Raw genomic sequence first — 6,870 nt, forward strand, 5'->3', positions numbered from 1 at the left:
ATGGCCCCGGCATCAGACCAGCGATTTGAGCAGTGCTCGGGTGCGCATCCGGGTTTCGTCGTCGAGGCCGAACTCGACGGGGGTGAAATCGGTGGTGCCGGCGTCGGCGAAGGACTGGATGCCGGCCCGCGCTGCCTCTTCGTCACCCACGATGGCCACGCCCTCGGGGCCGTCGACGCCCTCGACGTCCATCACGCCCCGGTAGCTCGGCAAGTCGTTGTAGTTACCGAGGACCGCAGCGATGAGCCCGCGCACCTCATCAGGCTTGTCGGTGACGCACACCGGCACGCCCGCCACGATCCGGCCCGGCTGGCGGCCCGCCTCGGCAGCAGCTTTCGCCATGGCCGGCACGACGAGGGTCTCGATGGTGCGGGGCCCGCTGAGCCACAGGACGTTCCCGTTCGTTCGGCCGCCGGCCAGCTCCAGCATCCGCGGCCCCATGGCGGCGAGCAGCACCTGGGGCGTGGGCACGTCGGACGGCCCGCCCACCTGCGCCGCGAAGCCCGACCAGATCTCACCTGTCGCGTCGACCGCTCGGTCCTGCAGCGCGGGCAGCAGCACGTCGAGGTACTCCTCCATGTGTTTGGCCGGGCGGGCGAACGGGACGCGCAGCCGCTCCTCGATGGTCGACTTGTGCGCCAGGCCGATGCCGAGCAGGACGCGTCCCTTGGCCATGTCGGACACCGTGAGTGCCTGCGCCGCGAGCATCAGCGGGTGCCGCTGCCACGTGGCGATCACCGCCGTGCCCAGCTCAACGGTGGTGGTCGCCAGCCCGACCGCCCCGAGCACCGTCAACGCGTCGGGGATGGCGAGCTGCGCCAGCCAGTACGAGGAGAAACCGTCCCGCTCCGCCTCGACCGCGTGGTCGACGATCTCCGAGACCGGGCGGTTGAGGGCGATGAGGCTCGATCCATTGATCCCGATATGCATGGCAACATCATGCCATAGAGTGAAACTCAATCAAAGGGCGGTAAATAGATTGACTGACCCTCTAATCGAATGGTCCACAGACTTCGACCACGCCGACGAGGCCTGGGCCGCCGACCCCTATCCGATCTGGGCGGGCCTCCGGGAACGCTGCCCGGTCGCCCACTCGGATCGCTACGGCGGGGTGTGGCTCCCCACCCGCCACGCCGACGTCACGGCCATCGCCTACGACACCGAGCACTTCTCGTCACGCAGCGTCATCGTCAGCAACGGCCGGCCGCCGGACCTGCTCGCCCCTGAGGGCATCGCGCCGCCCATCTCCTCCGATCCACCGTTCCATGCCGGCGCTCGGCGGCTCCTGCTCCCAGCGTTCTCCCCACAAGCCGTCGCCAAGCTCGAACCCGGCACCAGGGACCACTGCCAGGCCCTGGCCGACGGCATGCGCGGGCGAGAGGTCGTCGACGCCGCGCAGGACTACGCCCAGGACATCCCGGTCCGCGTGATCGCCAACATGTTGGGGCTGCCCGAATCGGACGGCGACAGGTTCCGAGGGTTCGTCCACGGCGTCCTCGAAGGGGTCGCCAAACCCTTCGAGCAACGACTGGCTGCATTCCAGGCGCTCTTCCAGTACCTGCTCCCCAAGATCGAGGAGCGCCGCGACGACCCGCAGGACGACCTGATCAGCTTCCTCAACAGCGCGGAGATCGACGGCGCGCCGGTCAATGCGTTCTATGTCGTGCGAGCGGTCGGGTTGCTGCTGATCGCCGGGGTCGACACCACCTGGAGCGCCATCGGCGCGTCGCTCTGGCATCTCGCCGCACACCCGGACGACCGGGCTCGCCTGGTCGACGAGCCCGACCTCATCCCGATCGGCGTCGAGGAGCTCCTGCGCGCCTACGCCCCGGTGACGATGGCCCGCCTGGTGAAGGAGCCCTTCGTCTTCCAAGGCCACCAGATGGAACGCGACGACTGGATCCTCCTCTCGTTCCCCGCCGCCAACCGTGACCCCGACGTCTTCGACCGCCCCGACGAGGTCATCCTGGACCGCGACCCCAACCGCCACGCCGCCTTCGGGCTCGGCCCCCACCGCTGCGCCGGATCGCACCTCGCCCGCATGGAGATCCGCGTAGCCGTCGAGGTCTGGCTGCAGAACTTCCCCGACTTCGAGCTGGCTGACCCCACCGCGGTGCGATGGGCCGCCGGCCAGGTGCGCGGCCCCCGAACCCTGCCCGTCCGCGTCAACCACTCGACGCCATGAAGGTCCGCCTCGACCCCGATCGGTGCCAGGGCCACGGCCGCTGCTACACCCTCGCACCAGCACTGTTCAGCGGCGACGACGAGATACCCGCGGACCAAGCTCGCCGTGCAGAATCCGCCGCCGCCAACTGCCCTGAACACGCCATAACGCTCGACGATGCCTGAGGAGCGCACATCGACGAGAAGCACAACTGGACTTGCCCGGTTCGGCGGACGGTGACGCTGCCCACTCCCGTGTGCACCCCAGTAGGGAGGGCGACTCGAAGTCGTCGGGTTCGATTGAGCCGCATTAGCTACCTAACGGGACTCGAACCGTCGGGCGCATCTGCGCACCCTGCCCCAGCAGGAGATACGCGTCTTCATACCGAACGCCTGCGGCGTACGAAGGTCGGAGGTCGCTGTCCCCACATGACGACCTTTCAACACGCGCCATGACCTCGCTACCAGGATGTATGCGGGTCTGTACGCAATCACGTACGAGAGCGGAGGTGGGCGTAACAGGACTCGAACCTGTGACCTCACGCGTGTGAAGCGTGCGCTCTAACCAACTGAGCTATACGCCCGGGAGCCTGGGACTTTAGCAGGCGGCTACCCGGGGAACGGAGCGACCGGGTCGAGGGCGAGCTCGTCCTCCAGCAGGGCCAACAACCGCAGGACCACCACGTCGCCGTGTTGGGGGCCCACCACCTGGAGGCCGACGGGCATGTCGTCCGACGTGAAGCCGGCGCAGACCGTGCCGGCCGGCGAGCGGGTCATGTTGAACGGGTACGTGTACCGCACCCAGTTGACGTCCTGCTCCCCGTCGATCGTGCCGTTCTCCCCCACCTTCGGCGTCTGCCCCGCCAGCGTCGGCGTCAGCAGCAGCGGCACCTCGTGGAACAGGTCGACCAGCGCCAGGTTCGCCCGGTGGCAGGCATCGAGCGCCTGCACCACCTGCACCGGCGTCACCTTCGCCCGGGTCCACTCCAGCAGCGCCACCAGGCCCGGGTCGACGAGGCCCCAGGCGTCGGTGCCGTACACCGGCTCCAGCGTGCGCAGGCAGTACGCCCCGACCAGCGTCAGCCAGTCGCGCACCGGGTCCTCCGGCCACACGGTGTCGACCACCACGACCTCGCTGCCCAGGTCCTCCAGCCGCCGCACCGCCGACTCGCACACCTCCAGCACCTCGGCGTCGGCCTTGCCGTACCCCAGCGTCGGCGACCACGCCACCTTGCGGGGCGGCCCCAGGTCGTTCAGCGACCGGGTCCACGAGGCATCCGGTAGCGGCAGCGAGTTGAGGTCGGTCGGCTCCGGCCCGACGACCGAGTCCAGCGCGAGGGCGACGTCACGGATCCGGCGGGCCATGACGCCCTTGGTCGACAGGCCCGGCCAGCCCGGCGGATCGTCGCCACCACCCGGCACCCGCCCCAGCGACGGCTTCAGCCCCGACAGGCCGCACACCGCCGAGGGGATCCGGATCGACCCGCCGCCGTCCGACCCCGTCGCCAGCGGCACCAGCCCCGCCGCCACGGCCGCCGCAGACCCACCCGAGGAGCCCCCAGCCGACCGGGACAGGGACCACGGGTTCCGGGTGGCTCCGAACAGCTGGTTCACCGTGTCGGCCTTCCACCCCTGCTCCGGTGTGTTGGTCTTCCCCACCACCACGCAGCCGGCCGCGCGCAGGCGTTCGACCAGCGCCGAGTCCTCGGTGGCCGGGTCGTCGTCGGCGTGGACGGCCGAGCCGTGGGTGGTCACGAAGCCGGTCGCGTTCTCCAGGTCCTTCACCCCGATCGGCACGCCCGCCAACGGTCCGACGTCCTCGCCCCGGGCGATCCGCTCGTCCAAGGCCGACGCCTCGGCCAGCGCCGCCTCGCCGTCGACCGCCACGAACGCCCCCAGCCGCTCGTCGACCGAGGAGATCCGGTCGAGCGCCGCCCCGACGACCTCCCGGGCGGAGAGCCGGCGAGCGCCCACATCCGCGGCCAGCTGCACGACGGTCGTCTCGCGAAAGTCCACGGGCCGGACCATACCGAGCCCGCAGGCCGGACCAATGCGAGAGTTGGGGACGTGACGAGTACGAGTACGAGCCCGAGCACGGAACCACTGGTCGTCGGCGTCCCCACCGAGGTGAAGAACAACGAGAACCGGGTGGCGATCACACCCGACGGCGTCCGCGAGCTGGTGCAGGCAGGGGTCACGGTGCTGGTCGAGGCCGGGGCGGGCGAGTCGTCGTCGATCGCCGACGCCGAGCTGACCCGGGCCGGCGCCCGCATCGTCGCCGACGCCGCCACGGTGTGGGGCGAGGCCGACCTCGTGTGCAAGGTGAAGGAGCCCCAGCCCGAGGAGTTCCCGCTCATGCGGACGGGCCAGGTCCTCTTCACCTACCTCCACCTGGCTGCCTACCCCGAGGTCGCCGAGGCGCTCGTCCGGCACGGCGTCACCGGCATCGCCTACGAGACCGTCCAGACCCCCGACCAGGCCCTCCCCCTCCTCGCTCCCATGAGCGAGGTGGCAGGACGGATGGCCACCCAGGTCGGCGCCCACTTCCTCGAGCGGGAGAACGGCGGCCGCGGCGTGTTGCTGGGCGGCGCCCCCGGGGTACGCCCCGCCCGCGTGGTGGTGGTCGGCGCCGGCAACGTCGGCTGGAACGCCGCCTGGATCGCGGCCGGCATGGAGGCGGAGGTCGTCCTGCTCGACAAGAACCTCGACCGCCTCCGCTGGGTCGACCAGATCCACCGCGGCCGCATCATGACCCTGGCCTCGAACCGGGGATCGGTGGAGCGCTCGGTGGAGCAGGCCGACCTGGTGATCGGCGCGGTGCTCGTCGCCGGCCGCCGGGCCCCGGTGGTGATCGGCGACGAGATGGTGCAGGGCATGAAGGAGCGCTCGGTCATCGTCGACGTGGCCATCGACCAGGGCGGCTGCGTGGAGGGCATCCACGAGACGACCCACGACGACCCGGTGTTCGTGCGCCACGGCGTGCTCCACTACGCCGTCGGCAACATCCCGGGCGCGGTGCCGCACACGTCGACCTACGCGCTCACCAACGCCACGCTCCCCTACCTCGCCGCGCTCGCCACCCTGGGCGTCGGCCCCGCCTGCGCGGCCGACCCGGCGCTGGCGCTGGGCGTCAACACGGCGGGAGGCGAGGTGACCCAGGAGGCGGTGGCGGCGTCGCTCGGGAAGCCTCACACACCCCTCGGATCGGTCTTCGCGCTGGGATAACGGGGTTAACGGGTTTTCGTTGCACACCATGTGCTGCGAGAGTCAAGGGTGATGCCTGGGGAGAGCCACGACACGCTGGTCGCCGACGAGAGACCCATCGTGCCGGGCACCGCACGCAGCGCCCTGCGGCACCGGACGTTCCGGCGGGTGCTGTTCGGCGCGTTCCTGTCGAACACCGGCACCTGGATGCACAACGTGGTGCTCGGCGCCATCGCCTACGACCTCACCGAATCATCGACGTTCGTCGGCATCGTCGTCTTCGCCCAGCTCGGCCCGATGCTCCTGCTGTCGACCGTCGGCGGCATCATGGCCGACCGCTTCGACCGCACCCGCCTCCTCACCACCGTGGTGCTCAGCCAGCTCGTCCTGTCGCTGATGCTGGCCGGGGTGACGCTCGCCGACCGGCCCAACAAGGTGCTGCTCCTGCTGGTGACGTTCGCCATCGGCAGCGGCCAGGCCATCTACGCCCCTACCTTCGCCGCGCTGCTCCCCCAGCTCGTCGACGACGTCGACATCCCCGGCGCGGTGTCGTTCAACTCGGCGCAGATGAACACGGCCCGGGTGGTCGGGCCGGTGATCGGCGCCTTCCTCTACACGCTGATCGGGGCGTCGGCTGTGTTCGTGGTGAACGGCGGCAGCTACCTGTTCGTGATCGTTTCGCTGGCTGGCCTCCACCTGCCGAGGGCCGTGCGCGACGCCAGCGCCTCCCGGGGGCTGCGGGCGCTCGGTGACGGCGTACGAGCGGCCCGGGCCGACCCGGTCGTGTGGCGCTGCCTGGTGACGATCACCACGTTCTCCCTGGTGTCACTGCCGTTCGTCGGCCAGTTCCCGGTGCTGGCCGAGCGCAACCTCGACATCGGCACCCGCTCCACCTCCTACGGCGTGCTCTACGCCTGCTTCGGGATCGGGGCCGTGGTGGGGGCGCTGTCGATCGGGACGGTCTTCAGCCGGCGCTCGAAGACCGACGTCATCCGCTGGGCACTGGTCGGCTTCGCCGGTGCGTTGGCGGTGCTCGCAGTTCTGCGGTCGCCGTGGCTGGCGTACCCGGTGGTGGCGGTGGTCGGGTTCGCCTACCTGGCGCTGGTCACCGCGCTGATGACCCGGGTGCAGGAGCGCTGCGACAACCGGGTGCGGGGACGGGTGATGGCGCTCTGGATCATGGGCTGGGGCGGCACGGTGCCGGTGGGCAACCTGATCGCCGGGCCGCTCATCGAGGCCACCTCGATCACGGCGGTGATGTTGGCGGGGGCGGCGTTCGCCGTGCTGCTCAGCTTCTACGCCCGGCTCGAGGTGGCGTACCCGGCGCCGGCGGGCCGGTTCGAGCCGGGCGCCGAGCTGGCGGCGGCGACGGCCACCGCGTCCTGCCCCGGCCGTTAGTGCCCGGAGCGGAACCGAGCGGCCTTGCCGCCCCTCTGAGCCCGGCAACCACCTGCCATCGTGGCGGCTAGCTTGCGGAGGGTGCTCGGACGGCGGCTGGAGCGC

6 protein-coding genes and 1 tRNA gene are annotated in these 6,870 nt (G+C 70.7%); 4 read left to right on the forward strand and 3 right to left on the reverse strand.

What is annotated here, in order from left to right; genetic code table 11:
• Window positions 1-12: 12 nt before the first annotated feature.
• Window positions 13-930, reverse strand: a complete 918-nt coding sequence (locus VK611_23555; protein ID HMG44330.1) for a TIGR03564 family F420-dependent LLM class oxidoreductase — start codon at window positions 928-930, stop codon at window positions 13-15.
• A 49-nt stretch (window positions 931-979) separates the two neighbouring features.
• Between VK611_23555 and VK611_23560 the strand changes: the two genes are divergently transcribed.
• A complete protein-coding gene (locus VK611_23560) occupies window positions 980-2,185 on the forward strand; it encodes a cytochrome P450 (GenBank protein HMG44331.1) in 1,206 nt (401 codons plus the stop codon).
• The gene (locus VK611_23565) at window positions 2,182-2,349 is read left to right on the forward strand and encodes a ferredoxin (protein HMG44332.1); all 168 of its coding nucleotides are present in this window, start codon (window positions 2,182-2,184) and stop codon (window positions 2,347-2,349) included. The genes VK611_23560 and VK611_23565 overlap by 4 nt, the downstream gene beginning before the upstream one ends.
• 324 nt (window positions 2,350-2,673) lie before the next feature.
• On the opposite strand, the gene VK611_23570 is transcribed toward VK611_23565, so the two are convergent.
• Both VK611_23570 and VK611_23575 read right to left on the reverse strand, forming a co-directional pair.
• Window positions 2,674-2,747: transfer RNA gene (locus tag VK611_23570), tRNA-Val, on the reverse strand.
• A gap of 25 nt (window positions 2,748-2,772) precedes the next feature.
• On the reverse strand, window positions 2,773-4,179 hold the full coding sequence (locus tag VK611_23575) for an amidase family protein (protein HMG44333.1): 1,407 nt from the start codon (window positions 4,177-4,179) through the stop codon (window positions 2,773-2,775).
• 51 nt (window positions 4,180-4,230) lie between these two features.
• Between VK611_23575 and ald the strand changes: the two genes are divergently transcribed.
• Both ald and VK611_23585 read left to right on the forward strand, forming a co-directional pair.
• Window positions 4,231-5,388 carry an alanine dehydrogenase gene (ald, locus tag VK611_23580; GenBank protein HMG44334.1) on the forward strand — a complete coding sequence of 386 codons (1,158 nt, stop codon included), beginning with the start codon at window positions 4,231-4,233 and terminating at the stop codon, window positions 5,386-5,388.
• Window positions 5,389-5,439: 51 nt separating this feature from the next.
• Window positions 5,440-6,765, forward strand: coding sequence for an MFS transporter (locus VK611_23585; GenBank protein HMG44335.1), 1,326 nt, complete (start codon window positions 5,440-5,442; stop codon window positions 6,763-6,765).
• Window positions 6,766-6,870: the final 105 nt, after the last annotated feature.

The sequence above is a fragment of the Acidimicrobiales bacterium genome, from assembly GCA_035316325.1.
Taxonomy (GTDB): Bacteria; Actinomycetota; Acidimicrobiia; order Acidimicrobiales; family VFJN01; genus DASXTK01.